Annotated in this window: 24 protein-coding genes and 1 riboswitch; of the genes, 15 read left to right on the top strand and 9 right to left on the bottom strand. The window is 63.3% G+C overall.

Going from position 1 to position 25519, the window contains the following annotated elements; all coding sequences use genetic code 11:
- Positions 1–16: 16 nt before the first annotated feature.
- Positions 17–712, bottom strand: a complete 696-nt coding sequence (locus C793_RS0110800) for an MgtC/SapB family protein (protein WP_017430959.1) — start codon at positions 710–712, stop codon at positions 17–19.
- Between the two features lie 182 nt (positions 713–894).
- Complete coding sequence (locus C793_RS0110795) at positions 895–1944, bottom strand: cytochrome-c peroxidase (RefSeq protein ID WP_017430958.1); 1050 nt, start codon at positions 1942–1944, stop codon at positions 895–897.
- Between the two features lie 275 nt (positions 1945–2219).
- Here C793_RS0110795 and C793_RS0110790 point away from each other — a divergent pair, with 275 nt between their 5' ends.
- The 4 genes from C793_RS0110790 to C793_RS0110775 all read left to right on the top strand — a co-directional run bounded on the left by C793_RS0110790 (position 2220) and on the right by C793_RS0110775 (position 6156).
- On the top strand, positions 2220–2789 hold the full coding sequence (locus C793_RS0110790) for a YfaZ family outer membrane protein (protein ID WP_017430957.1): 570 nt from the start codon (positions 2220–2222) through the stop codon (positions 2787–2789).
- Between the two features lie 114 nt (positions 2790–2903).
- Positions 2904–4577 (top strand): carbon starvation CstA family protein, encoded by a 1674-nt coding sequence (locus C793_RS0110785; RefSeq protein WP_017430956.1) that lies wholly within the window; start codon positions 2904–2906, stop codon positions 4575–4577.
- A gap of 249 nt (positions 4578–4826) precedes the next feature.
- The gene (locus tag C793_RS0110780; protein WP_017430955.1) at positions 4827–5120 is read left to right on the top strand and encodes a cory-CC-star protein; all 294 of its coding nucleotides are present in this window, start codon (positions 4827–4829) and stop codon (positions 5118–5120) included.
- Between the two features lie 28 nt (positions 5121–5148).
- Positions 5149–6156, top strand: coding sequence for an ArsA family ATPase (locus C793_RS0110775; RefSeq protein WP_017430954.1), 1008 nt, complete (start codon positions 5149–5151; stop codon positions 6154–6156).
- 61 nt (positions 6157–6217) lie between these two features.
- Here the strand turns inward: C793_RS0110775 and C793_RS0110770 are convergent, their stop codons facing one another.
- On the bottom strand, positions 6218–7801 hold the full coding sequence (locus C793_RS0110770) for an FMN-binding glutamate synthase family protein (RefSeq protein ID WP_017430953.1): 1584 nt from the start codon (positions 7799–7801) through the stop codon (positions 6218–6220).
- Positions 7802–7946: 145 nt separating this feature from the next.
- Positions 7947–8951 (bottom strand): YeiH family protein, encoded by a 1005-nt coding sequence (locus tag C793_RS0110765; RefSeq protein WP_017430952.1) that lies wholly within the window; start codon positions 8949–8951, stop codon positions 7947–7949.
- A 213-nt stretch (positions 8952–9164) separates the two neighbouring features.
- Here C793_RS0110765 and C793_RS0110760 point away from each other — a divergent pair, with 213 nt between their 5' ends.
- Positions 9165–10082, top strand: coding sequence for a LysR substrate-binding domain-containing protein (locus C793_RS0110760; RefSeq protein WP_017430951.1), 918 nt, complete (start codon positions 9165–9167; stop codon positions 10080–10082).
- On the opposite strand, the gene C793_RS0110755 is transcribed toward C793_RS0110760, so the two are convergent.
- On the bottom strand, positions 10077–10688 hold the full coding sequence (locus C793_RS0110755) for a CDP-alcohol phosphatidyltransferase family protein (RefSeq protein WP_017430950.1): 612 nt from the start codon (positions 10686–10688) through the stop codon (positions 10077–10079). The two genes, C793_RS0110760 and C793_RS0110755, sit on opposite strands and share 6 nt — an antisense overlap.
- A gap of 66 nt (positions 10689–10754) precedes the next feature.
- Between C793_RS0110755 and C793_RS0110750 the strand changes: the two genes are divergently transcribed.
- The gene (locus tag C793_RS0110750; RefSeq protein WP_017430949.1) at positions 10755–11267 is read left to right on the top strand and encodes a phosphatidylglycerophosphatase A family protein; all 513 of its coding nucleotides are present in this window, start codon (positions 10755–10757) and stop codon (positions 11265–11267) included.
- On the opposite strand, the gene msrA is transcribed toward C793_RS0110750, so the two are convergent.
- Together msrA and C793_RS0110740 are read right to left on the bottom strand one after the other, a co-directional pair.
- On the bottom strand, positions 11264–11920 hold the full coding sequence (gene msrA / locus C793_RS0110745) for a peptide-methionine (S)-S-oxide reductase MsrA (protein ID WP_017430948.1): 657 nt from the start codon (positions 11918–11920) through the stop codon (positions 11264–11266). The two genes, C793_RS0110750 and msrA, sit on opposite strands and share 4 nt — an antisense overlap.
- Before the next feature lie 138 nt (positions 11921–12058).
- Positions 12059–13762 (bottom strand): methyl-accepting chemotaxis protein, encoded by a 1704-nt coding sequence (locus C793_RS0110740; RefSeq protein WP_017430947.1) that lies wholly within the window; start codon positions 13760–13762, stop codon positions 12059–12061.
- Between the two features lie 403 nt (positions 13763–14165).
- On the opposite strand from C793_RS0110740, the gene C793_RS0110735 reads away from it, so the two are divergent.
- From C793_RS0110735 to C793_RS0110705, 7 genes are all read left to right on the top strand, one after another.
- Positions 14166–14372 carry a cold-shock protein gene (locus C793_RS0110735; protein WP_017430946.1) on the top strand — a complete coding sequence of 69 codons (207 nt, stop codon included), beginning with the start codon at positions 14166–14168 and terminating at the stop codon, positions 14370–14372.
- 171 nt (positions 14373–14543) lie between these two features.
- The gene (locus tag C793_RS0110730) at positions 14544–15209 is read left to right on the top strand and encodes an alpha/beta hydrolase (RefSeq protein ID WP_017430945.1); all 666 of its coding nucleotides are present in this window, start codon (positions 14544–14546) and stop codon (positions 15207–15209) included.
- A gap of 51 nt (positions 15210–15260) precedes the next feature.
- Positions 15261–15728, top strand: a complete 468-nt coding sequence (gene ybaK / locus C793_RS0110725; RefSeq protein ID WP_017430944.1) for a Cys-tRNA(Pro) deacylase — start codon at positions 15261–15263, stop codon at positions 15726–15728.
- A gap of 244 nt (positions 15729–15972) precedes the next feature.
- Complete coding sequence (dbpA, locus tag C793_RS0110720; RefSeq protein WP_026106248.1) at positions 15973–17385, top strand: ATP-dependent RNA helicase DbpA; 1413 nt, start codon at positions 15973–15975, stop codon at positions 17383–17385.
- A gap of 45 nt (positions 17386–17430) precedes the next feature.
- Positions 17431–18297 (top strand): PA4780 family RIO1-like protein kinase, encoded by an 867-nt coding sequence (locus C793_RS0110715; RefSeq protein ID WP_017430942.1) that lies wholly within the window; start codon positions 17431–17433, stop codon positions 18295–18297.
- Positions 18298–18424: 127 nt separating this feature from the next.
- Positions 18425–18943, top strand: coding sequence for a YgjV family protein (locus C793_RS0110710; protein WP_017430941.1), 519 nt, complete (start codon positions 18425–18427; stop codon positions 18941–18943).
- A 33-nt stretch (positions 18944–18976) separates the two neighbouring features.
- On the top strand, positions 18977–20860 hold the full coding sequence (locus tag C793_RS0110705) for an ABC transporter ATP-binding protein (protein WP_017430940.1): 1884 nt from the start codon (positions 18977–18979) through the stop codon (positions 20858–20860).
- A gap of 9 nt (positions 20861–20869) precedes the next feature.
- Here C793_RS0110705 and C793_RS0110700 read toward each other — a convergent pair whose 3' ends face one another.
- Complete coding sequence (locus C793_RS0110700; RefSeq protein WP_026106247.1) at positions 20870–21601, bottom strand: YebC/PmpR family DNA-binding transcriptional regulator; 732 nt, start codon at positions 21599–21601, stop codon at positions 20870–20872.
- Between the two features lie 137 nt (positions 21602–21738).
- Positions 21739–21837: riboswitch (TPP riboswitch) on the top strand.
- 59 nt (positions 21838–21896) lie between these two features.
- Between C793_RS0110700 and C793_RS0110695 the strand changes: the two genes are divergently transcribed.
- Together C793_RS0110695 and C793_RS0110690 are read left to right on the top strand one after the other, a co-directional pair.
- Positions 21897–22694 (top strand): 3-oxoacyl-ACP reductase, encoded by a 798-nt coding sequence (locus C793_RS0110695; protein WP_017430938.1) that lies wholly within the window; start codon positions 21897–21899, stop codon positions 22692–22694.
- Positions 22694–23989 (top strand): LLM class flavin-dependent oxidoreductase, encoded by a 1296-nt coding sequence (locus C793_RS0110690; RefSeq protein WP_026106245.1) that lies wholly within the window; start codon positions 22694–22696, stop codon positions 23987–23989. The genes C793_RS0110695 and C793_RS0110690 overlap by 1 nt, the downstream gene beginning before the upstream one ends.
- A 48-nt stretch (positions 23990–24037) precedes the next feature.
- On the opposite strand, the gene C793_RS0110685 is transcribed toward C793_RS0110690, so the two are convergent.
- Positions 24038–25489, bottom strand: a complete 1452-nt coding sequence (locus C793_RS0110685) for a sodium:solute symporter family transporter (RefSeq protein ID WP_017430936.1) — start codon at positions 25487–25489, stop codon at positions 24038–24040.
- Positions 25490–25519: the final 30 nt, after the last annotated feature.

Raw genomic sequence — 25519 nt, 5'->3', positions numbered from 1 at the left:
ACGTTGCCGGTCGGGATCAGCCGCCGGTAGGTGCCAGGCGGTATTCCAGGATGCTGCGGGACTGGCGCAGGTGCTCGGCCAGCCGGGCAATGTTCCGCCGGTCGTGAGTCTGCAGCATCATCTGGTAGTGGAATAGCGCGCCGTTGTCGCTGAGCCGGTAGCTCATGGTTTTAATGGTGCAGTCGTAATGGTTGATCATTTCGCGCACCTGGTCTTCGCCTGCCACCGCGTCGATGGGATAGCAGAGGTCGTGGTGGGCAAACAGCTCCCGCGGCATCAGCGCCTCAACGCGGCGGAACAGCGAGAGCGTCAGTAACGTGCCCAGGGTGGCGACAACGGCGGGGAAAATGAAACCGACGCCGAACAGAAGCCCGAGCACCGAGGTCATCCAGATGGACGCGGCCGTGGTCAGGCCGTGTACCGTCAACCCCTCCTTGAAGATAACCCCCGCGCCGAGGAAGCCGATGCCGGTCATGATCCCCTGGGCCATGCGGGTCGGGTCCGTACGGATCGATGACAGCGGCAGGCTGGCATCCAGCCACTGCGCCTGGTGGGTGGAAACCAGCATCAGCAGCGCCGAAGCCGCGCACACCAGCGCATGGGTGCGAAATCCCGCCGGTCGCCCGTGAAAGCTGCGCTCCAGACCAATCAGACTGCCCGCCAGCCAGGCAGCGCCGAGATATAGCAGCAGAGAGGTTGTATCGTCAGACATGGCGGGCTCCGGGGCAGGGGGCTAACAGCAGGGTAAACAGCATAATGTTACCCGTGTTGCGTTGCCAATACCGACATTGAGCCTAAAAACAATCGGGCAGCCGTCAGGCCGCCCGAATGCAGGTATGGCAAGCCCGGCAGTAAGCAAGGCCGGGCCGGTGTGAGGTGTCCCCAGTGCTGGCTTTAGGGCGTCATGGGATCCGGACGCGGTGTCTTGTCGGTGCTGGGCGGAAGCTCGGGATATTCGATATCCGGCACCTCGCCGGTCAGCGTATGCAGGAAGGCGGCAATATCGCTGACTTCGTCATCCGCGAGTTCGGCGCCCAGCTGGGCCGTGCCCATGACCGAGACTGCTTCTTCCAGGTTCCAGATGGCGCCGGAATGGAAGTAGGGCGCGGTCAGCGCCACGTTACGCAGCGGGGCCGCGCGAAAGACGTATTCGTCGGACGCGGTTTCGGTGACCGAGAAACGCCCCTTGTCGCCGCTGGGCAGTATGTCGCCGCCCGGGCGCGTGACCAGGCCAAACGGATAGTAATCCTGACCGCCGACGTTGGTACCCGCGTGGCAGGAGGAGCAGCCCTTGTCCATGAAAAGCGCCAGGCCGCGCTTTTGCCGGTCGTCGAGGGCGTCGGTATCGCCACGGAGGTAGTTGTCAAACGGCGCGTCCGGGGTAATCAGGGTCGACTCGTAGGCCTCAATGGCGGTGGCCATGTTGTCAAACGATACCGGGCTGTCCTTGTCCGGAAACGCCTGGCCGAAGCGTTCGACGTATTCGGGCATGCTGCCGAGTGTGGCCTCGACCCGTTCGGGCGTGCTGCTCATTTCCACACCGGCCTGTACCGGCCCCTTGGCCTGTTCGGCCAGGTCGGCCGCGCGCCCGTCCCAGAACTGGGCGGCGTTGAATACCGCGTTGAACACGGTGGGGGAGTTGCGTGGCCCTTTTTGCCAGCCGTGACCAATGGCGACCGGCAGATAGTCGTGACCGCCCATGCCCACGTTGTGACAGGTGTTGCAGCTGATCAGGTGGCTGGATGAGAGGCGTGGCTCGAAAAACAGCATTTTGCCCAGCGAGCGTTTAGCATCGGTGGTATCGTTGCCGTCGATTTCCGGCGGCGTCTGAGGTATCGGGCTGAACTGTTCATTGGCACGCTGCTGAAGGTCATCGGCAGACGCGCCAGTTGCGCAAACCAGCAGGCCGGCAGCGGCCAGCATGCTTAACGTGCGGTAGGACATGATGAGATCCCCTGGTGAAAGCATCGACAGCGCCGCAACGCCACGATGGAATAGTGAGTGGCAGCTCGGTGTTGTTTTAATGTCTGCTTAACCATAAAGGTAACCCGGGGGAGGTAGTTTGCCAGCCGTCAGGGGTAGCAAACTCTGTCTTTCTTGACGCACGTCAAAACGCCATGCCGGGGCAGTGCGCGCAGCGGTTCGAACACTCGGCCCCTTTTTCGTGACCTTTCCTCGGGACTTTTTTTCGGGACCTTCTTTTTCAGGATTCAAGCGTGATGTATACGAAAGCGACGGTGTTGAAAGCCACAGCGTTTCTGGCGTCGACCATGCTGCTGGCCGGCAGCCAAAGCGCCATGGCGCTGAGTGTCTCCGGCAGCGCCAATCCCGATGGCTACGGTGTTCAGGCCAGCCAAGGCATTCTGCCGAGCGTGCGCGCGGGGGCCGGGTATTTTTCATCCGATGACAGCGGTCACCATGCGGATATCTACTCCGGCTCGCTGATGTTTTCCCCGCCCCTGCCGGTGGCGGACGTTGAGGTGGGGGCCCGCTATCGTTATCAGACGACCTACTACGGTGACGGCGGCGGCGTGGGCATTGGCGGCTCGCTGTTTGTGCCGACGCCGATACCGCTGCTCAAGGTTGGCGGCCGTGGCTTTTATACCCCCGAAGGCATGACCCACGGCGACCTTGAGGATAGCCGTGAGTACATGGCCGAGGCCCGCATCAAGCTGACGTCGCAGACTTATGCCTTTGGCGGGTATCGGTATTATCGCGCCGACTTTGACCACCGGGGCTCGCACACCCTCGATAAGGGCGCCGTATTCGGCGTCAGCGTGGGCTTTTAGCTCTCTTCCGATCTTGCGGCGTAAGCGCTGGCGCACAGGAACGAGGTTGACTCTCGGACAGTCGTCTGCGAAATATAACCCGTATACAAAAACCAACCTGCTAAGGGACAGTCCATGAGTGCAGTCATTCTATTGGCGCTGGGGCTTGGCTTCATGGCGCTCGGGTACCTGGTGTACTCGAAGTTTATTGCCGAGAAGATTTTTCGGCTGGATCCGGATTTCAAGACGCCGGCTCACGAGTTTGAGGACGGCATCGATTTTGTGCCTACCAACCGCTATGTGCTTTGGGGCCACCACTTTACCTCCGTGGCCGGCGCCGCGCCCATTGTGGGGCCGGCAATCGCGGTGATCTGGGGCTGGCTGCCGGCTGCCCTCTGGGTCGTTATCGGCACCGTTCTGTTTGCCGGCGTGCACGATAGTGGCGCGGTCTGGGCCAGCGTGCGCAACAAGGCGCGCTCGGTAGGTGCCCTGACCGGCGACGTTGTGGGCAAGCGCGCTCGCAGCGTGTTCATGATCGTGATTTTCCTCCTGCTGCTCATGGTCAACGCGGTCTTTGCCGTGGTGATCGCCGGCCTGATGATGGATTTTTCCAGCGCCGTCGTGCCGGTCTGGGGCGCCATTGCCGTGGCGCTGATCATCGGCCAGCTGATCTACCGCCGCATTCTGAGTCTGGGCATGGTGTCGATTATCGGCGTGGTAGCGCTGTACGCGCTGATCGGCATCGGGCCCTCGGTGCCGGTGCAGATGCCCGAGCAGGTGGGCGCGCTGTCCGGCAACGCCGTGTGGATTCTGATCCTGTTCGGCTACGCCGCGATTGCGTCGCTGCTGCCGGTATGGATGCTGTTGCAGCCGCGCGACTACATCAACGGCCTGCAGCTGTTTATCGGGCTGATCATCCTTTACGGCGCTCTGGTAGTGTTCAATCCCTCGCTGGTAGCGCCCATGGTCAATACCGATGTGCCCGAGGGAACGCCGTCGATGCTGCCGTTGCTGTTCGTGACCATTGCCTGCGGGGCGATTTCGGGCTTCCACGGCCTGGTCGCCGGCGGCACCACCTCCAAGCAGCTTAACAAGGAGTCGGACGTACGCTTCGTCGGCTACTTTGGCGCGGTCGGTGAAGGCATGCTGGCGCTGGGTGCGATTCTCGCCGCCACCGCCGGCTTTGCTACCTACGGCGAGTGGAGCGCGATGTACGACGCCTTCGGCAAGGGCGGCGTCAATGCGTTTGTCGAAGGCGGTGCCTACATCATCAGCAACGGCATCGGCCTGCCCGAAGCCACTGCTTCAACGCTGCTGACCGTGATGGCGGCGCTGTTTGCCGGCACCACCATGGATACCGGCCTGCGTCTGCAGCGCTATATCTTTCAGGAATGGGGCGAAATCTATAACCAGCAGTGGATGAAAAAGCCCGCGGTAGCCACGCTGCTGGCGGTTGGCAGCTGCCTGGTGCTGGCCTTCGGTGCCGGCGCCGACGGCTCGGGCGGTCTGATCATCTGGCCGCTGTTTGGCACCACCAACCAGCTGCTGGCGGGACTCACGCTGCTGGTGGTCACGGTCATGCTGCGTCGTCTGGGGCGTCCGACCGTGTATACCCTCGCGCCGCTGGTTTTCCTGCTGGTCATGACAGTGCTGGCGCTGTTTGCCCAGCTGAAAAGCTTCTACATGGCAGAGAACTACTTTTTGCTGGGGCTGGATATCGTGGTGCTGATCGCCTCGATTCTGGTGGCCATGGAGTGTGTGGCCACGCTCAAGCGTCTGCGTCAGGAAAGCGCCGAACAGGCATCCTGATCGCACAGGGGGCGGCCTTCGGGCCGCCCTTTTTACTGAAGCGTCTGTTCTGAGGTTCCTTTGCTGAGACGCCTTTCTCAAGGCTCTATTTCCTGAGGCTCTTTCTTGAAGACCCCTTTCTTGAAATTCTTCTCTTGAGGCTTTTTTCCTGGAATTTCTTGCTTGAGATTCATTGCTTGAGATTCATTGCTTGAGACTCATTGCTTGAAAGTCTGCGCAGGGATGGACGTTATTCATTCGGGAGGCATCATGTCCGACGACGCCGACCTTTCCCGGGGGGAAAGGCTCAAGGCCTGGCTGAGCCGGGCTCGCTACTATGCCGAAGAGTTCTACAGCGCTCCGTATCGGGGTGCTATTGCCCGCGCCAAGCGCGACGAAGACGATCTGTTCATGCTCATGGTGTTTTCCGAGCTGATGGGCGTGCCCAATCCGGTGGGGTATTACACCCTGGAGCTGCAGCCGCTGATGCTGGAACGCTTCCACGACTGGCATCGCCGCATGGGCATGGAACATTCGCCGCTGGATGATATGCGCTGCTGCTGACAGCGCTCGATAACGTAAAGGGCCAACCATGAAGGAACTTCTCGATCGCCGCCTGCTCTGGGTAGGCGGCAAGGGCGGCGTAGGTAAAACCAGCGTTGCCGCGTCGCTGGCGCTGCTGGCGGGTAAACGCGGGCGCAACGTGCTGGTGGTTTCCACCGACCCGGCGCACAGCCTGGGCGATGTTTTTGATCACTCCCTGGGCGATGAGCCGCGCCGGCTGGCGCCGGGGCTCGATGCCATGGAGATTGACCCCGATGCCGAGGTCGAGGCCCACCTCAAACGCGTAACCAGCCAGATGCGACGCTTCACCGTGCCGCGCATGATGGACGAAATGGAACGCCAGATGCGCCTGTCGCGCCAGTCCCCCGGCACCCAGGAAGCCGCGCTGCTGGAGCGCATCGCGCGGCTGGTGGCCGAAGAGGGCGACGCCTACGACCTGATCGTGTTCGATACCGCGCCGACCGGCCACACGCTGCGCCTTTTGAGCCTGCCCGAAGCCATGGCTGCCTGGACCGACGGGCTGCTATCCCACAGCCGCAAGTCCGAGGAACTCAACAAGGTGCTCAAGCACCTGACGCCCAAGGGCGGTCAGGACGTCGCTTCGCCCTTTGCCGACCCGGCAAACGAAGGCGAAAGCGACCTCGACGACCGTGCCCGGTCGATAGCGGAGACGCTGAAGGATCGTCGCCGGCTCTTCATGCAGGCGCGCCGCGCGGTCGAAGATGCGGACATCAGCAACTTCCTGTTCGTGATGACGCCGGAGCGGTTACCGATTCTGGAAACCGTACGCTCGGTGGAGGCACTGAAGGAGGCGGGGATCCCCGTGGCGGCAACGCTGGTCAACCGCGTGATTCCGTCCAGTGCGGACGGCGCGTTCCTAAGCCGCCGCCGTGACCAGGAAGCGCAGTACCTGGCGCGCATTGATCGCGAGCTCGCCGGCTATCCACGCCCGCGGCTGCCCCTGCTGGAAACCGATGTGCAAGGGCTTGAAGTGCTGGAAGACATGGCCGGCCATCTGGAACAGGCCGGCTTTTAGACGGATAGCCAGCAGGGGCTCAGAGCGGAGGGTTGCAGGTAGAAAGCACCAGGCAAAAAGCTTAGAAATGGTCCGCGTGGGCCATTTCCCAGGCGACGGCGTATTCCTCGGGGACGTCGCCGTCGAGAAAAGCGCCGGATTTCACGCTGGGATGCAGGAAGGTGCAGGGACGCGACGGCCCTTTGACCGAGCGGCGGAAAATATGCTGCGGGCCGAGCTCGTCGGGACTTTCCAGCCCCAGGCTGCCCACGATATCCATGAGCGAATCCACGGTGGCTTTTTGGTAGCGGTAAACCCGGTCCCCCTTGGATTCCACATCCAGCGAGCGGCTGCGTGCCGGGTCCTGGGTGGCAACGCCGGTGGGGCAGGTATTGGCGTGGCAGCGTAGCGCCTGAATGCAGCCTACCGAAAACATGAATGCCCGGGCGGCGTTGCACATGTCCGCGCCCAGGGCGAGTTTTTCCACCATGTCGAAGCCCATGGCCACCTTGCCGCTGGCGATCACGGTGATCTCATCGCGTTTGCCGATACCCACCAGACAGTTATGCACGAAGGGCAGGGCTTCATCGATATAGGTGCCGATAAAGTCGGAAAACTCCGTGGGTGCGGCGCCGGTGCCGCCTTCGGCGCCGTCCACGGTGATGAAATCGGGCACGATGCCGGTGTCCAGCATCGCCTTGCACACCGCCATGAACTCGTGGCGCTGGCCGATACAGAGCTTGAAGCCCACCGGCTTGCCGTCGCTCAGCTCGCGTAGCCGCTGAAGGAACCTGAGCATGCCTACGGGGGTATCAAATTCGGGATGCGTGCCTGGCGAGGCGCAGTCCTGACCCTCGGGAATCTCCCGGGTGCTGGCAATTTCGCGGTTGACCTTGCTGCCCGGCAGTAGCCCGCCGTGCCCGGGTTTGGCGCCCTGGGAAATCTTGAGCTCGACCATCCTGACCTGATCGAGGGTGGCCTTCTGCCCGAAGCGTTCGGCATTGAAGGTGCCGTCGTCGTTGCGGCAGCCAAAATAGCCGCTGCCAATTTCCCAGATCAGGTCGCCGCCCTGGGCCTCATGGTAAGGGCTGATGGCGCCTTCGCCGGTGTCCTGGGCAAAGCCGCCGAGCCGGGCGCCGCGGTTCATGGCGGCCACGGCATTGCCGGAGAGCGAGCCAAAGCTCATGGCCGAAATGTTCAGCCGCGACGAGCTGTACGGCTGACGGCACTGGGCGTTGCCGATGGTCACCCGCGCATGCCGGGGCGCCACGGTTCGCGGCGCCATGGAATGCTGCACGAAGTGAAAGCCGGTGTCTTCCATGTCGCGCCGGGTGCCGAACGGCGAGGTATCGCCTTCGCCCTTGGCGCGGGCATTGACGATATCGCGCTGGGCCCGGTTAAAGGGGCGGCCGCTGACGTCGGACTCAAAGAAATACTGGCGCATTTCCGGGCGGATAAACTCGAACAGATAGCGCATGTGGCCGATGACGGGATAGTTGCGCAGGACGTTGCTGCGGGAAGCCAGGTCCCAGGCGCCCAGCGCCCCCAGCACCGGCAGCAGGCACCATAGCCACAGCCATTGGGGTGCCAGAAAGGCAAGAATGATGCCCAGCAGGGCCGAAAGAACCAGAAACGCGTAGTAAATTATCCTTGGTTTGCCGAACATGAACCCCTCGAAGACTGATGTATAACGTGCTGATAAAGGTGTCCGCGTATAGTGCGCGTCTCTGCTGCAACCTTCAATTCATCGGCCGTCGTAGCCAACGGCGATAGCTCTGCCGTTGTCGCCGATTTCCATGCAGATGCCGGATTCACCCCATGAGCAGTTGGCTGGCGGCGCCGCCGCCGACAATCAGCAGGGTAAAGAGGATCAGTCCGAGAATGAAAGGCCGGATACCCAGCGCCTTGAGCTTCTCGATCCGGGTTTCAAAGCCCAGCGCGGCCATCGCCATGGTCATGCCGATCTGCCCCGTCAGCACCAGCGCATCCTGTAGCGCTACCGGCAGCGTGATGACGCTGTTGACGCCCACCATGGCCATGAAGCCGAAGGCAAACCAGGGAATCGGCAGTCGAGCGGTTTCGCCGCTATCGCTTGCTGCCCGGTTGGCGTATTTGCGCAGCCACCACTGGCCGACGATCAGCAAAAAGGGCACCAGCAGCATCACCCGCACCAGCTTGACCACGATGGCGTTGGTCAACGCGTCGGGGCCTACGGCATCACCGGCGGCGATGACCTGGGCGACTTCGTGAACCGTGGCGCCGATATAGACGCCGTAGAGCCCCTCGGTCATGTGCAGTAGCGAATACAGCAGCGGATGGACGACCATCGCCAGCGAGCCGAACAGCACTACGGTAGCCACCGCCATCGACGCCGCTGCCGGGCGTGAACGAATGGTCGCTTCCGTTGCCAGCACCGCCGCGGCGCCGCAGATAGCGCTACCGGCGCTGGTCAGCAGGGTGGTTTCACGGTCCATGCCCAGAAGGCGGGTGCCGATGAAATAGCCCACGACAAGCACGCTGGTGATTACCAGCGCATCCAGCAGGATAATCTTCGGCCCCAGCACGAAAATCTGCTGGACGGTGAGCGAAAAGCCGAACAGCACGATACCGCCGCGCAACAGCCAGCGGGTGGCAAAGCCCAGCCCCGGCCTGGCCGACGTGGCCAGCCCGCGCGCTACCGGCAGGTTGCCGAGTATCAGCCCCAGCAGCAGTGAAAACACCAGCGGGCTGACACCGCTGTCGCTGATGCCGGGCAGCATGGCCATGCCAAAGCCGGCCAGGGTGAGGGCGGTGCAGAGAATCAGACCTTGCCACATGATGAGGGCTCCTTGAGTGGACGTCTGATGCGTATTCTATGCGGCAAAATGCAATCGGGTTATCATTAAATAACCATATAACTGTTCGGTAAAACCGATAAGTAGCGACGCCTGGCCAGAACGAACGCGGCACAAGCGCGCGACGCACCGGGGCGCGACATACCCAGACGCGATAGACCAACCGCTATACCAACACGAGAAAGGACAGTGGCCATGAATCATGGCGTGACGTTTCGCCAGCTACAGGTCTTTGTTGCCGTTACCCGGGAGGGCACGGTGATGGCGGCGGCACGCTATTTGCGTCTGTCGCAGTCGGCCACCAGCCAGGCGCTCGCCGATCTGGAGCGTCAGCTGGGCGTGGCGCTGTTTGAGCGCCCGGGGCGCAAGCTGCGTCTGAACGCCATGGGGCGTCATCTGCTGCCCCGGGCCGAGCGGCTGCTGGACGACATGGCCGATTTGGTCGCGGCCGCCGAAGAGCCGGAAGGTCAGCTGCGCGGCACGCTCAACGTCTCGGCGAGCGCCACGGTGGGGACCTACCTGCTACCGCCGCTGGCCGGGCGCTTCAGCGATGCCCACCCGGGAGTGGATCTGCGCCTCGGGCTGCGCAACACCGGCGAAGTGATTAGCGACCTTTTGCGCTTTGATGCCGACCTGGGGCTGATCGAGGGCCTCTGCCACGAGCCCCGCCTGCAAAGCGAAACCTGGTGCGAAGACCGCCTGGTCGTCATCGCCGCGCCCGGTCATCCGCTGGCGCAGCACCGGGTTGACGATACGCGGCAGCCGCTCAGCGACGCCGAACTGGCCGATGCCGAGTGGATCCTGCGCGAGAACGGCTCGGGGACCCGGGAGATTTTCGAGGCAGCGGTACTGAGTCACGTCACCCGGCTGTCGGTGCGTATGGAGCTCAGCCAGCACGAGGCGATCAAGCAGGCCGTGATGGCGGGGTTCGGGCTGGGGTGTCTGTCGCAGCTGAGCGTGGCCGGTGAGCTGGAGCGCGGCGAGCTGGTGGCGCTGAATCATCGTCTGGCGCTGTCGCGGACCTTTTCGCTGGTGTGGCATCCCGAGCGCTACCGCAGTCCGCTGTGGCAGGCGTTCAAGGTATTTCTCGCCGAGCAGCGCGATGCGCTATAGGCCACGCAGCGCGCGGTAGCCGCCCCACAGCCGGGTGGCCGTGGTGATCAGGCAGGCCAGAGCAAACAGCGTGGCCAGCCAGGCAAAGTGCTCGGGAAACAGGCAGAACAGCACCAGCGCCGCCAGGGTTTCGGTGCCTTCGGTCAGCCCCGCCATGTAGTAAAAGGTCTTCTGCGGGAAGTGCGGGCGTTCGATGCCGCGCCGGCCGGCGACGATGGCAAAAGCCAGAAAGGACGTGCTGGTGCCCATGAAAGCAAAGAGCAAAAACGCCGCCGCCAGCGCATTGGCTGCCGGGTCGGCCAGCGCCATGCCAAACACCACGGCGGCGTAGAAGACAAAATCCAGCCCGATATCCAGAAAGCCGCCGGCATCGCTGGCGTCATCGCTGAGTCGAGCAAGCGCGCCGTCCAGGCCGTCGCCGAGGCGATTGAGCCCGATGGCCAACAGCGCCCAGCCGTAGTATTCCAGCGTCAGCAGCGGCAGCGCGGCCATACCGATCACAAAGGCGATCAGGGTGACCCGGTCCGCTGTGACGTTTGGGTGCAGGCGCTGGGCCAGCCATGCCAGCGGGCGGTGGCTCAGCGGCATGGTGAAACGATCGAGCATGGCAGGCTTCCTGCGGTGGCGGTGTGGCATGACCCGGCGAGGGCGGATCAACAGAGTAGGTTATCGATGAATATATGGGAAACGTTGAATCTGTGGCTGGCAACGGGGCTGGGCGTCGGCTTTGCGCCGCTGGCCCCGGGCACGCTGGGCTCGCTGTGGGGATTGCCGTTGGCGTGGTGGCTGGGCGGCAAGCCTACCGGGCGTCAGGCGCTGATCATTGCGGCACTGGCCATGCTGGCGGTACCGGTATGCCACTGGGCCTCCGTCGCGTTTTTTACCGGCGGCGATGCCGGCAGCATCGTGCTGGATGAAATCGTCGCCTTTCCGCTGGCGCTATTGGGGTGGAGGTCCGGCGCGGCGTTACCGGCCGCCCGGCGCTGGCTCCGGCTGTTGCTGGCGTTTGGCCTGTTTCGCCTGTTCGATGCGCTCAAGCTGCCGCCGGTCAGCTGGGCCGAGATGCTGCCCGGCGGCGTGGGCATTGTCGCCGATGATCTGGTTGCCGCCGGGTTGGCGTGGATTGGCATCGCGGTGCCCCGGTGCATTGGGCGTGTTGCCGGCCAGCGCCAGGGCAAGGGTTAGTCGAAGGTCGGACCGCCGGCTTCATCGCCCCAGACGGCCTCCAGGCGATCATCCCGTCCGCAGCGGAAGCGGTAGAACTTGTAGCGCACCGGGTTCTTGTCGGCGTAATCCTGGTGGTAATCCTCGGCGTCCCAGAAGGTGTCGGCCGGTTCGAGACCGGTGGCCAGAGGCTGATCAAAACGCTCCCGCATGTCGGCAAGCGACGCTTCGGCAAGCTCGCGCTGCTGCTCGTTGCGATAGAAAATCGCCGCGCGATACTGATTGCCGTGATCGCAGAACTGGTAGTTTTCGGCAAAGGGATCGACGTTGCGCCAGAAAACCTGCAGCAGTTCGTCGTAGCCGATCCGGTCGGCATCGTAGGTCACTTCCACGGCTTCGGCATGGCCGGTATTGCCGGACGAAACGGCTTCATAGCCCGGGTCGTCAACGTCACCGCCGGTATAGCCCGAGGTGACGTCAATAACGCCGGACTGGCGATCAAAGGGGGGTTCCATACACCAGAAACAGCCGCCGGCAAATATTGCCTTGCTCACGCTGTCGCTGGCGGTGGCCGATTCATCGGGGTTGTCGGCCGCAGCCGTTGTGGCCGCAAGCCCGGTAGCAAGGGCAGCGGCCAGCGGTAGCAGCCGACGAAGCGAGCGGGACATCAACATACAGACTCCTTATGGACTTCTCGAGTCGAGGTAAAACGTGTTTCCCCCTTGAGTCCATTTGTTGATGTATAAGTTCCGTCGTGCTGTATCGTTTTTGTATATACAATGCAGTGCCCGCCGTAACGGCGGGCAGTCGGCTCAGGCCAGACGCGGGGTCCGGCTGTCGGGCAGCGCCGTGGTATCGTCCAGCTGGAAGGTGCCGATCAGCGTTCTCAGGTGCTGGGCCTGCTGGCGCATTTCGCTGGCCGTGGTCGAGGATTGCTCCACCATGCTGGCGTTTTGCTGGGTCATGGTATCCATCTCACCCACCGCCAGGTTGACCTCGTCGATGCCGTTGCTTTGCTCCTGAGCACCGGAGCTGATCTCGGCCACCACGTTGGCCACGCTGGTGATGTCATCCATGATCTGGCGCATGGTGTCGCCGGCCTGTCCGACAATCTTCTTGCCGTGCTGTGAGCGGTTGATCGAGGTGTCGATAAGCGTACGGATTTCCTGCGCCGACTCGCTTGAGCGGGTTGCCAGTTTGCGAACTTCCTGGGCGACGACCGCAAAGCCGCGACCGTGCTCGCCGGCACGGGCTGCCTCCACGGAAGCATTCAGCGCCAGGATATTGGTCTGGAAGGCAATGGAGTCGATCATGCTGACGATATCGCCGATTTGCGACGAAGAATCGTCGATATCGTGCATGGTCTGCACGACCTGCTGCATGGTTTCATTGCCGTCCCTGGCCACCTCGGCGGTATCGGCGGCCAGCTTGTTGGCCTGCTGGGAATTTTCCGCGCTCTGACCCACCGTGGAGGTGATTTCTTCCATCGCCGATGACGTTTCCTGGAGGTTGGCAGCCGACTGGTCGGTCCGCGAGGCAAGCTCTTCGCTGCTTTGGGCAATTTCGTTGGATGCCTGATAAACGGTATCGGCACTTTCCCGCACGGTCAGCAGCGTTTCCCGGATGCGGGTCATGAAGGCGTTGAACTGTTCCGCCAGCTGACCCACTTCGTCATGGCTGTTGACCGCCATCTGGCGGGTCAGATCGCCCCTGCCTTCGGCAATTTCGTGGGCGATGTCGCCCATCGTGGCCGCCGTGTGTTGAATCTGCCCGACAATACGCCGGGTCACCCAGACGGTTACCGCGACGATGACCGCGAACAGCAGCAGGGACGCGCCGACAATCTTGATCAGCGTCTGGCGCAGGTCGGCATTGGCAGCCGCTCTGATCTCGGCCATTTCGGCGTTGATATCGGTCATGTAGACACCCGCGCCGAGAACCCAGTCCCACTCGGGAATGAGCATGGAGTAGGAGTATTTGGTCTCGACGTCGCCGGTTTCGGGGTTGGGCCAGGCGTATCGGGACACGCCGCCGCCGCTCTGTGCGGTTTCAATCAGGTCGCGCATGAACGGGCGCCCGTTTTCGTCCTCGGCATCCAGCATGGGCGTGCCTTCCTGTTCGGGAACCGCCGACTGGACCAGCATGATGCCGTCCGTATTCAGGGCAAAGACATAGTTGTCGTTCTCGAATCGCAGCTCCCGCAGGCGCTGACGGGCCACCGCCTTGCGTTCCTCGATACTGCCTTCGCCGTTGATAATGGACTGGATCGACGATGCCGCCATCCCCACGATGTTGGAAACGCCTTCAATGCGCGAATCAATCAGCATCTGGCGCTGGTTGGCCAGATGCTCCTCGTTATCCTGGGCGCGTTCCAGGGCTTCTGCGCCGACCAGCCCCACGCAGGCAATCAGCAGTGGCGTAAGTACCAGCATCAGGATCTTGTGCTGGAGGCTTAGTCGTTTCAGCCAGCCAAAACGGCGTGGCTCGGGTGCTTTGGCAATAGCATCGGACTGCATCGTCAAGGCTCTCTCGGGATTGTTGTTGTCGGCGGAATCGGGGTATATGCGGTTCTGACAGGTCTCGAGGCTGGTGTAGGTGACAGCCGAAGACGGCATACCTCTTCGAGGGTATGTGACGTCTATATGTAATAGGTAACAAAGCAGAAATACATTGATACAGGTCAAGGAAGGTTAACGCGGGGTTAAAAGGCGCGTGACCGGTTTCGTAAATTGTTTTGGGTATTGTGTTGACGTTCGGGCGGGGAAAGGCCATGATGCTTGGCAGTTGGTTAGCAAGTCGAACGTTGTCAGCAGCATCGAAGCGCCTCAAGCGTTGAGTCCTGGTGAAAGTTTCTTGTTCTACCCACTGCAATTCGGGTATTACCCGGCTCCATATCTCGCTACATCGAGGATTTCGATAATGGCATCTGGCACCGTTAAGTGGTTTAACGACACTAAAGGCTTCGGCTTCATCTCTCCGGACGACAACGGCGACGACCTGTTCGTCCACTTCTCCGAAATTCAGGCTGAAGGCTTCAAATCCCTGCAGGACGGCCAGAAGGTTACCTTCGACGTCACACAGGGCAAGAAAGGCCTCCAGGCTTCCAACGTTGTCGCAGAAGACTAGTCACAACGACTAAACGCTTTCTGCAGCGTTGGCTGCCGGTTCAACCGGCATGCTGAAAAACCCCGCTACGGCGGGGTTTTTTATTACCCGATACCTGGCGGATAGCCCTTTGATTCGTCTCCTGGTAAGCTGCCGCCCGGGATAAAAAGCGAACACCAGGCTGGAGCCACCATGACCCAACGTAACGAGCTTGTTGTTGAACCGCCGTCAGGCCGGCCGGCCAACGCCTGCGTGCTGATTCTGCACGGCCTGGGGGCCGATGGGCACGACTTTGAGCCCCTGGTCCCTCAGCTGGATTTGCCCGACGATGCCGATGTGCGCTTCATCATGCCCCACGCGCCGCAGCTAGCGGTAACGGTGAACAACGGCATGACCATGCCGGCGTGGTACGACATTCTCTCCATGGATCTGGGGCGCCAGGTGGACACCGCGCAGTTGGATCAGTCGGTCGAGCGTATACAGGCGCTGATTCAGGCGCAGATTGACCAGGGCATTGATAGCCGCCGTATTGTAGTCGCCGGCTTCTCTCAGGGCGGTGCCGTTGCCTACCAGGCAGCCCTGACGTTTGCTCAGCCGCTGGGCGGGCTGCTGGCCATGTCAACCTATCTGGCCAATACCCAGGCGCTGGCCGACAGCACGTCGAATCGTGCGCTGCCTGTCGAGGTCCATCACGGCACGGCGGATCCCGTGGTGCCCGAAAGCCTGGGGCGTGACAGCATCAGGGCGCTTGAGGCTCGCGGCTATGAGATAACGTATCGCTCCTATGAGATGGGCCACGCGCTGTGCCCCGAACAGCTGGGCGACATCAGCCGTTTTTTGCAGGCGCGGCTGAGGTAGCGCCGGGCCTCGCCTGCCGGCTGTATTCTTCCTTTCGCCGGAGACCCGCTTATGACACCCGCCGTTGAGGCTGCCAACCGCGCGCGGATTGCCTTTACCACCCATACTTATAACCACGACGACAGCGCCGCCTCCTACGGTCTTGAAGCCGCCGAAAAGCTGGGCGTGGCGCCCGAGTGCATCTTCAAGACGCTGGTGGTCAGCCTCGACGGCAAGCGCCTGGCGGTGGGGATCGTGCCGGTGGAAAGCCAGCTTGGCCTGAAGCCCATCGCCCGGGCGGCGGGGGCCAAAAAGGCCGCCCTGGCTGCTACCGCCGAGGTCGAGCGTGCTACGGGCTACGTGCTCGGCGGGGTCAGCCCGCTGGGGCAGAAAAAACGCCTGCCCACCTATATCGATGCCTCCGCCGAGGCGCTGGAAACACTCTACGTCAGCGCCGGCAAGCGCGGGTTGGAAATCGCCCTGGCGCCGGCCGATCTGGCCGCGCTTGCCCGGGCGGAATTTGCTCCGCTGGCGGTTTAGCCGCGGGCTTTTCTGGTAAACTGCGCGGCATCCACAAGCTTGCCCCATTGCGATATGCGCCTTGAGGCGGGGAGCGGGTCTGCGCGGGGGTTCTACGCCATGGATGGCGTAGGTAGCGTCCACGGAAGGATTGACAGCGCCCCCTCGCGGTGCCCGCCCCCATCCGGGCGGTAGAAGGCTACGGCTTATGCCGAGCTCGCTTCTTCTTCAAGTACGTGTCGCGTACGTTTTTCAGGTATTTTCCGTGTCGACCACTTCCTTCTCGCGTCTGGCCCTGCCCGACGCTCTGTTGACGAATCTGGATTCGTTGGGCTATCGCGCCATGACGCCGGTGCAGGCGCGAGCGCTGCCCGCCGCGCTCGAAGGGCGCGACGTGCTGGCCCAGGCGCAAACCGGTTCGGGCAAAACCGCCGCCTTTGGTTTGGCGCTTCTGGCCCGGTTGAACCTGGCATCAACCCGCGTGCAGGGTCTGGTGCTGTGCCCCACCCGCGAGCTTGCCGAGCAGGTGAGCGAGGCGCTGCGCGGGCTTGCGCGGCAGCTGGCCAACGTCAAGGTGCTCACGCTTTGCGGCGGCGCGCCCTTTGGCCCCCAGCTGGCTTCCCTGGAGCACGGCGCGCACATCGTGGTGGGCACGCCCGGCCGGGTGGAAGACCACCTGCGCAAGGGCACCCTCGACCTGGGCGGGCTCGCCGCCCTGGTGCTGGACGAGGCCGACCGCATGCTCGATATGGGCTTTCAGGCCGCCATCGATGACATCGTCGCGCAAACCCCGGCGCGTCGGCAGACGCTGTTATTCAGCGCCACCTATCCGGCCGAGGCGGCCGAAGGCGGGCTTGCGGGCTTTACCCGCGGGCTTCTGCGCGAGCCGCATATTGTCCGGGTGGCAGATGCCCACAGTGAGGCCACCATCGAGCAGCATTTTTACTCTCTGCGCGAGCGTAGCGCCACCGATGAAGCTGCGCGACTGGCCGCGCTGCGCCGGCTGCTGCTGCATTACCGGCCGGAGAGCGGCGTGGTGTTTTGCAATACCAAACGCGATACCCACGCCGTGGCCGACGACCTCAATGCGGCGGGCATGAGCGCACTGGCGCTCAACGGCGACCTGGAGCAGAAGGATCGCGAGCGCATACTGGTGATGTTTGCCAACCGCAGCGTGACGCTGCTGGTGGCCACCGACGTCGCCGCCCGAGGGCTGGATATCGACGGCGTCGACGCCGTTTTCAACCTTGAGATAGCCCGTGAACTCGACGTTCATACCCACCGTGTGGGGCGTACCGGCCGCGCCGGCGAGAGCGGCGTGGCCTGCACGCTGGTCAGCGATAAGGATCGCTACCGCCTGCTGCAGCTGGGTGAGAAGCTGGGCGTCGACTACGAGCCGGAGCCGCTGCCCGAGATCGAGGATGCTCGGCCGCTTTGTGCCCCCATGGCCACGCTGCAGCTGGGCGCGGGCAAAAAGGACAAGCTGCGCCCGGGCGATATCCTCGGCGCGCTGACCGGCGACGGCGGCATTGCCGGCGATCAGGTGGGCAAAATCAAGGTGCTCGCCCGCAGCGCCTACGTGGCGGTGGCGCGTGGCGTGGCTGCGCAGGCACTGGCTCGGCTCGAGCAGGACAGGATCAAGGGGCGTAACGTTCGCGTACGCCGCGTTAGTCGCTAACGCACTCGAACACCCGGTACTCGGTTACCCAGCCATGAGGCATTGATGAAAATCCCCCAACGACTCCAGCCGCTGATCGACGACGGCCTGATCAGTGCGGTCGAACAGCAGCTGATGAGCGGCAAGGAAGCCCAGGTCTACGTGGTGCGCTGCGGCGACGAGCGGCGCTGCGCCAAGGTGTTCAAGGAGGCCCAAAAGCGCAGCTTCAAGCAGGCGGCGCAGTATCAGGAAGGCCGCCGCGAGCGCAACAGCCGCCGTGCCCGGGCGATGGCTAAAAAGACCCGCTACGGCCAGCAGCAGCAGGAAGAGGCCTGGCTGACCGCCGAGGTGGATGCCCTCTACCGCCTGGCGGATGCCGGCGTGCATGCGCCTCGACCCCACGGCTTTGTCGACGGCGTGCTGCTGATGGATATGGTCACGGATGCCGACGGCAGCGTCGCCCCCAGGCTGGATGACGTGGTGCTGGATGCCGACACCGCTCGGGCCTACTACCAGAGCCTGCTGGAAGACGTGGTCAGGATGCTCTGCGCCGGGCTGATCCACGGCGATCTGTCGGAGTTCAACGTGCTCGAAGACGCCCGGGGCCCGGTGATTATCGACCTGCCCCAGGCGGTGGACGCCGCCGGCAACAACAGCGCCGAGGCGCTGTTCAAGCGTGACGTCAACAACATACGCGGCTACTTTGCCCGCTTTGCCCCCGAGCTTGCCGATACTCACTACGCCGAGGAAATCTGGGCGCTGTACGAGAGCGGCGAGCTGCACCCGGATTCGCCGCTCACCGGCGAGTTTACCTTTGCCACCCATTTGGCCGATGTCGATGACGTCATGGCGGTCATCGACGACGCCAAAGAAGAAGAGGCCGAGCGCCTGGCGCGGCTGCGCGACGCCGAAGACGACGACGCGTCCGGGTAGTCTGTTGATATTATTAGCGTGTTAATGAGTTGATTGGGTTGAGTGCATTAAGTGCATTAAGTGCATTAAGTGCATTAAGTGCGTTGAGTGAATTGAGTGAATTGAGTGATAAGGAGCACGCCGTTTGATGGTCGAAACCCTTGTCGGTCAGTTTTTTGGCCTGATGGCGCTGGTGCTCTGCGTGCTGGCCTTTGCCAGCCGGCAGGACGACCGCCTGCTGGTGCTGCTGCTCTCGGCCAACGTGGCTTTCGCTTTACAGTTTGCCGTGTTCCACAGCTGGACGGCCGCCGCGCTGTCGCTGCTGGTGCTCGCACGTATTGCGTTGGCGCGCCGCTACCCGAGCAACCTGGCGGCCATGGCCGCGGTGCTGGCGGCAAGCGGGCTGGCCGCCGCGCTGACCTGGCAGAGCCTCGCCGATCTACCGGCTCTCGCGGCGATGGTGCTGGGAACGGTAGGCATGTTTGTGTTCCGCGGGATCGCCATGCGCGTTTTGCTGGGGCTGGCGGCGGTGGCCTGGACCCTCAGCCACCTGATGGTGGGATCAATTGGCGGAGCGCTGGCCGAAATGATGATCATCGTGACCAACGCGGTTACCGTTTATCGCCTGTACCGCGCCAGGCGTCGCTATCCGGGCGTTATCGACTAGTACCCGGCAGGTTTGTTTTCTACAGGAGAGTCCATGTTCAGGCGTGTGTTTCAGCCGTTGTTTGATTTTTTTGAAACGCGTATCTATCCGTATCCCGAAGGCAACGTGACCACGCCGCCAAGGGGGCTGCTGCCGTTTTTGTGGCATTTTTCCCGGCCCCTGCTGCCGATGCTGCTGTGGATGTCGCTGGCGACGGCGTTGGTCTCGGCCTCGGAAGTGGTGTTCTTCCACTATATGGGCGAGCTGGTTGACTGGCTGGCGAGCGTGGACCGCGAGGGCTTCTGGCAGGCCCACGGGCTCAAGTTGATTGGCATCGGCATCCTGGTGCTGGTGGGGCTGCCCCTGCTGGTGCTGCTGCAGTCGCTGGTGACCAACCAGAGCATTTTCGGCAACTACCCGATGATCGGGCGCTGGATTTCCCACCGCCACATGCTCAGCCAGAGCCTGGCGTTCTATCAGGACGAGTTCGCCGGGCGCGTCTCGCAGAAGGTCATGCAGACCGCTTTGGCCATGCGCGAAACGGTGACCAAGGTGATGGACCTGCTGGTCTACGCCATCGTCTACTTTACCGGCGCGGCGATTCTGCTGTTTCAGGCGGATGCCTGGCTGGCGGTGCCGATGCTGATGTGGCTGGTGGGATATCTGGCGATCATGCGCTTTTTTGTCCCGCGCCTGCGCAAGGTGTCCATGGCTCAGGCCAACGCCCGGGCGGTGATGACCGGTCGAGTTGTGGACAGCTACAGCAACATTCAGACCATCAAGCTGTTCGCCGACGCCCGCCACGAGCAGAACTACGCTCGTCAGGCCATGGAAGGCTTCATGACCACGGTGCACAACCAGATGCGCCTGGTAACGCTTCTCAGCGTGTGCCTGACGCTGCTCAACACGCTGCTACTGGTGGGCATGGCGGCAACGGTGCTGGTGGCCTGGTATACCCAGGTAATCTCGCTGGGGGTGCTGGCGATTGCCATTGCGCTGGTAATGCGGGTGCGCTTTATGTCCGACTGGATTCTGCACGAAGTGGCGCGGCTGTTCGAGAACATTGGTACCGTGCAGGACGGCATGAATACCATCGCCCATACGCCCCGGGTGCAGGACGCGCCGGACGCCGGCGAGCTTGTCGTGCCCGAGGGTGAAATTCGCTTTGACGACCTGCACTTTGGCTACGTCGAGGCCGCCGGCGACTACAAGTCGGTGTTTGACGGGCTGGACCTGACGATCAAGCCGGGGGAGAAGGTTGGGCTAATCGGCCGCTCCGGCGCGGGCAAGTCGACCCTTGCCAACCTGCTACTGCGCTTTTTTGATCTTCAGGGCGGGGAAATCCGCATCGACGGGCAAAACATTGCCGAGGTCACCCAGACCTCGCTGCGCCACCAGATCGGTATGGTGACCCAGGATACCTCGCTGCTGCACCGCTCATTGCGCGACAACATCCGCTACGGCAGCCCCGATGCCAGCGAAGAGGCGGTTTGGGCGGCGGTGCGCCAGGCCCACGCCGACGAGTTCATCGATGATCTGGTCGATCCGCAAGGGCGGCGCGGGCTGGACGCCCACGTCGGCGAACGCGGGGTGAAGCTCTCCGGCGGCCAGCGCCAGCGCATCGCCATTGCCCGGGTCCTGCTGAAAAACGCGCCGCTGCTGGTGCTGGATGAAGCCACCTCGGCGCTGGATTCCGAGATCGAGGCGGCGATTCAGGAGCAGCTCGAGCATCTGATGCAGGGCAAGACGGTGATCGCCATCGCCCACCGGCTGTCTACCATTGCCATGCTCGACCGGCTGCTGGTAGTGGACGAGGGCCGCATCGTCGAGGCCGGCAGCCACAGCGAGCTTTTGGCCCAGGGGGGCATTTATGCCCGCCTGTGGCAGCACCAGTCGGGCGGGTTCATTGGTCTGAACGGCGACGAGGAAAGCGCCTAGCCGCGGTGCTTATTCGGCCGTCTGGGGGAATTCGGCGCTGTGGTAGATGTTTTGCACGTCGTCGAGGTCGTGGAGCATGGCCAGCAGCTTTTCCAGCGCCGCCACGTCGTCGCCTTCCACCGGCGTGGTGGTCTGGGGCAAAAACTGGATGTCGTCGGCCTCGAAGTCCAGCTCGCCGAAGGCGTCCACCAGTGCCTTGCGTGCCTGAGCATATTCGGTATGCGGGGCAAACACGGTAATGCGGCCGTCTTCGCACTCGATATCGGTGACGTCGATATCGGCTTCCGTCAGCGCTTCCAGCACGCCTTCCTCGTCTTCCCCGGCGAAAGCGAAAATCGCGCAGTGATCAAACAGGTGGCTGACGCTGCCGGGCGTGCCGAGCTTGCTTTTGTTCTTGGTAAAGCAGCCGCGAATATCGCCGAAGGTGCGGTTGGGGTTGTCGGTGAGGCACTCGATGATAATCATCGCGCTGCCCGGGCCGAAGCCTTCATAGCGTGCCGGCGCAAAGTCCTCGCCGCCGGCACCGGCCGCCTTGTCCAGCGCCTTGTCCACCACATGGCCGGGGACCTGATCCTTCTTGGCGCGGTCGAGCAGGCTGCGCAGCGCCAGGTTGCTGTGGGGGTCGGGGCCGCCGGACTTGGCGCAGACGTAAATCTCGCGCCCGTATTTGCTGTATACCTTGGTCTTCGCAGCGGCCGTTTTGGCCATGTCTTCCTTACGGTTCTGAAATGCCCTACCCATGTTGCAGTCCTGTGTTGGTTCAACGCCGCGCCTGACGCGGCCGACAAGAAGCCTGATTTTACGCCACAAGCGTCGGCGAGGCCATGCCGGACGCCCGGCCGCCTTGTTGGGGGTAAGGCTATAGGCTAAGGTCGACGTTGCATGACACGGGGTGTCCCGCCAGCGGCGGGGCTGAGAGAACACCCGCCGAACCTGAACCTGTTCATACCGGCGAAGGGATGTCAGCGCAGTGCTCGGCCGAGCACCCGGCGTGCGCCCTTTGCCTCTTTCGCTTTCGTGATCAAGAGGCCACACCATGAGTACCGCTTCCCACGCTTCTTCTTCCGCTGCGCTGCCGCTCGATCAGCAAATCGTGCTGGTGACCGGCGCCGGCCGCGGCCTGGGCGCAAGCCTGGCGCGCGCCTTTCTGAACGCCGGCGCCCGCGTCGTCGTCAACTATCGCAACAGCGCCGCCGGCGCCGAGGCCGTGGCCGCCGAGGCGCCGGACCGAGCGCTTGCCGTACAGGCCGACGTGGGCGACGTCGACGCCGTCAAGGCCATGTTTGATGCCGCTCGCGAGCGCTTTGGCAAGCCGGTGACCACGGTGGTCAACAACGCGCTGCCGGATTTCTCCTTCAATGGCGAGGCCCGCCCGGATGCCGATTCGCTGACCTGGGAGCATCTGGAGCAGCAGCTCAAGGGCGTCAACCAGGGCGCGCTCAACGTGATTCAGGGGGCCCTGGCCGGCATGCGCGAACAGGGCTTTGGCCGGGTGATCAACGTGGGTACCAACCTGTTTCAAAACCCCATCGTGCCGTACCACGATTACACCGCCGGCAAGGCCGCGCTGCTCTCGCTGACGCGCACCTTCGCCCACGACCTGGGGCCGGACAACATTACCGTGAACATGATTTCCGGCGGGCTGCTGCGCACCACCGATGCCTCCGCCGAAACGCCCGACGAGGTATTTGATCTGATCGCCGCCAACACGCCGCTGCGCCGGGTGGTCACGCCCGCCGAGTTCGCCGATGCCGCGCTGCTGTTTGCCTCGCCCTGGAGCCGGGCGGTCACCGGGCAGAATCTGGTGGTTGACGGCGGGCTGGTGAAAGACTGATGGCGACTCCTTCCATGCACCTGAACCTGTTTATCATGGGTTGCGGCCACCACCGCGCGGCCTGGCGCCACCCCGATTCCGCCGCCGAGAAAATGGGCGATATTCGCCACTTCGAGTCGCTGGCGCGCACCGCCGAGCGGGGCAAGTTCGACGCGGTATTCTTTGCCGACGGCCACGCGCCGGGCAATGTGGCCGGCGGGCCGCTGTGGTTTCTCGAGCCGCTGACCGCGCTTTCTGCCATGGCGCGCGCCACCGAGCACATCGGCCTGATTTCAACAATTTCGAGCACCTTCTACACGCCGTTTCACGCCGCGCGCATGCTGGCGTCGTTGGACCATATTTCCGGCGGGCGCACGGGCTGGAACCTGGTGACCTCGATGTTCGACGCCGAGGCGCGCAACCACAACTACGCGGCCATGCCGACCCACGCCGAGCGCTACGCCCGCGCCGAAGAGTTTGCCAACACCGCGCTGGCGCTATGGGACAGCTGGGCCGATGACGCCTTGAGCCTTGATCGTGCAGGGCAGTTCGCCGACCCGGACAGGGTCCGGCCGATCAACCACCACGGCGAGCATTTTCTGGTGGACGGCCCGCTGAACGTGCCGCGCCCGCCCCAGGGCCGGCCGGTGCTGTTTCAGGCCGGCGCCTCCGAGCCGGGCCGCGACCTGGCCGCGCGCTATGCCGAGGCGATCTACGCCGTGGCCTACGATCTGGAATCCGCGCAAGCGTACTACCGCGATATTCAGGCGCGGGTGGCCGCCGCCGGCCGCTCGCCGGTGGCGATTATGCCGGGGCTGGTGACCTACGTGGGTTCCACCATGGACGAGGCCCGCGCCCGCCAGCGCGAGCTGGACGAGCTTCTGCCCACGGCGGATTCGCTGCAGCAGCTGTCGACCTTTATCGGCCAGGACTGCAGCGACTGGGAGCTGGACGCGCCCATGCCCAAACTGCCGCCGCTTGACGAGTTCACCGGGCCGAAAGGGCGCTACGCCACCATTCTGCGAATTATCGAGTGCGAACAGCCGACGCTGCGCCAGCTGCTGGGCCGGCTTGCCGCCGGCGGCGGGCACTGCACCATGGTCGGCACGCCGGAAAGCATCGCCGATGAAATGCAGCGCTGGGTGGAGAACGGCGGCGCCGACGGCTTTAACCTGATGCCACCGTCGCTGCCGTCGAGCATTGACGACTTCGTCGACCAGGTCGTGCCGGTACTGCAAAAACGCGGGCTGTGTCGCCAGGACTACAAGGCGACAACCCTGCGCGGGCATTTGGGGCTAACGCGTCCGAAGGCATAAAGCAGAAGGGCGGCCCTGGGGCCGCCATCGTTGAGCTTCGCCGGCTTCTTACGGCGCTCGTCCGAATCGGCGCACCAGAGTGGCCAGGCGGGCAAAGTCGTAGTGCTCGCGGGCGGGCATCGCGCGCATCAGCACCACGGAGGCGGCGACCGGCACCAGCGCGGCGAGCAGGAAGCTTTCCAGCAGGCTGTCGGTGCCGGCCCCCGGGGCGGGAAACATGACGAGCCCGGCGATCAGCCCACAGGCGGTGCTGATCACCGCGTGACGGCCGTCATAGCGGCGGTTGAACAGCCCGAAAAATACCGCAAAAGCCGCCGCCGAGCACAGCAGATCGGCGAGCAAAAACAGGTAGAGCACGCTGTAACCCTGCGACGCGACCAGTGTAATCGGCACCGCGGCGACGACGATCAGCCAGCGGGCAAAACGCATCAGCGTGGCTTCGCTGGCCCGGGGCAGTAGCCGGTGCATGTCCACCGCGATAATGCTTGAGGTGGCGTTGATGGTGGAGTCGGCGCTGCTCATCACCAGCGCCAGCCCCAGCGGAATCAGCGCCAGCGCAAACCACAGCGGTACGCTATCCAGCAGCACGCTGAACAGCGCCACCGAGCCGTCGCCTTCCAGGTCCAGCCCTACAAAGGCGAGGCCGAAAAGCCCCATCATGACGATCACCGGCAGGTTGAACAGCCCGCTGATCCAGAAGCTTTTGCGCAGCACGCGGATATTTTTCGCCGCGTAGATACGCTGCCAGGTGCCCTGGTAGAAAAGCCCGGTGAGCACCACGGCAATAAAGAACGTCAGCCCCGCGCGTACGCCACCGGTATCGGTGACGTCGAGCAGCTCGGGGGCGCGCTGGCGTAGCCCCTCCAGAGTCGGAGCGGCGCCGCCGGCGGCCTGCCAGCCGAAAAACACCAGCAGGGCGAGCAGCGGCAGGATCACCACCATCTGCACCTTGTCGGTGAAGATTGATGCCCGCAGGCCGCCGTAGAAGGTGTAAATCACCGTTGCCAGCATCACCACGCCGGCGGTCAGGCCCAGCGGGATCGGGGCCAGCAGGGTGACCATCTGCGCCACCGCGGTAAGGCTCGCGGCCAGCAGGATAAACAGATAAAACAGCATGATCGAAAGGGTAAAGGCATACATGACGCGCCCGTAGCGGTGGATCACGAACTCGGTGAGCCCGTGGCCTTCGGGAATCAGCTCGCGCATGCGCCGGCCCAGCGGAATCATCACCAGCGGCGGCGCCAGCGAGCCCAGCGCATAGCCCAGCACGGCGCTGATACCGCCCCAGGTCGCGGCCTGGGCCGGGCCAAAGAGTATCCAGGTACCCAGCGAAGTGGCGAGCAATGTCAGTACCGTGGCGCGGGTGTTCTGGGTATTGCGCGCGGCAATGTAGCTATCCAGACCGTCGCGCTGGCGGCGGGCGTAAAGCAGACCGGGAACGGCAAAGGCGGCGGCGCAAAGCACCAGCCAGAGGGCCGTCCAGACAGGGTCAAGTGACATTTGTGCGTCCTCTTTCCTTGGTGGCGGCCG

It is taken from the genome of Vreelandella jeotgali Hwa, assembly GCF_000334215.1.
GTDB classification, from domain to species: Bacteria; Pseudomonadota; Gammaproteobacteria; order Pseudomonadales; family Halomonadaceae; genus Vreelandella; species Vreelandella jeotgali.
This window is presented reverse-complemented; position numbering and strand designations above follow the sequence as displayed.